Annotated in this window: 1 protein-coding gene; it reads right to left on the bottom strand. The window is 64.9% G+C overall.

Annotated elements, in window-relative coordinates:
• Nucleotides 1–1,275 (bottom strand): VCBS domain-containing protein (locus AC1D19_RS30245; protein ID WP_477765561.1); only part of this gene is annotated, 1,275 nt, incomplete at both ends.

The following is a 1,275-nucleotide window of genomic DNA, read 5'->3' as shown; positions in this document are numbered from 1 at the left end:
GAACTGGCCATTGACGCTGAGCGTGGTGTCTTCCTGCACCGCGCCAACATCGTTGCCGGTCGCGAAGCTGAGCACGGGCGCGTCGTTGCTGCCGGTAATGGTGACGGTCACCAGCTGGGTGTCGACGCCGCCCAGCCCGTCGCTGACCTGCACGCTGAACACTTCGTTGTGACTCTCGCCCGCCTTCAGCGACTGCACTGCACTGGCGACCCCATCGCTGCCATTGGCCAGCGTGTAGGTCCACTGGCCGGTGGTGTCCACGGCGATCGCGCCGTAGGTGCCTGTTGATGCGCCATTGATGGTCCAGGTTGCCGTGGCATCGTGATCGATGTCGGCCGAACTGAACTGGCCATTGACGCTGAGTTTGGTGTCTTCCTGCACCGCGCCCGCCTCATTGCCTGTCACGAAACTGAGCACCGGCGCGTCGTTGCTGCCGGTGACGGTGACGGTCACCAGCTGGGTGTCGACGCCACCCAAGCCGTCGCTGACTTGCACCGTGAACACGTCATCATGGCTCTCGCCCGCCTTCAGCGCCTGCACCGCACTGGCAACCCCATCGGTGCCGTTGGCCAGGGTGTACGTCCACTGGCCGCTGCTGTCCACGGCGATCGAACCGTAGGTGCCCGTATCTGTACCCGCAATGCTCCAGGTCGCCGTGGCATCGTGATCGATGTCGGCCGAACTGAACTGGCCATTCACGCTGAGCGTGGTGTCTTCCTGCACCGCGCCGGCCGCATTGCCCGTCGCGAAACTGAGCACCGGTGCGTCGTTGCTGCCGGTAATGGTGACGGTCACCAGCTGGGTGTCCACGCCGCCCAGGCCGTCGCTGACCTGCACGCTGAACACTTCGTTGTGACTTTCTCCCGCCTTCAGCGCCTGCACTGCACTGGCAACCCCGTCGCTGCCATTGGCCAGGGTGTAGGTCCACTGGCCGCTGCTGTCCACGGCGATCGAACCGTAGGTGCCGGTGGACGCGCCATTGAGGGTCCAGGTCGCCGTGGCATCGTGATCGATGTCGGCCGAACTGAACTGGCCATTGACGCTGAGCGTGGTGTCTTCCTGCACCGCGCCAACATCGTTGCCGGTCGCGAAGCTGAGCACGGGCGCGTCGTTGCTGCCGGTAATGGTGACGGTCACCAGCTGGGTGTCGACGCCGCCCAGCCCGTCGCTGACCTGCACGCTGAACACTTCGTTGTGACTCTCGCCCGCCTTCAGCGACTGCACTGCACTGGCGACCCCATCGCTGCCATTGGCCAGCGTGTAGGTCCACTGTGG

It is taken from the genome of Pseudomonas sp. P1_C12 (assembly GCF_056406435.1).
This window is presented reverse-complemented; position numbering and strand designations above follow the sequence as displayed.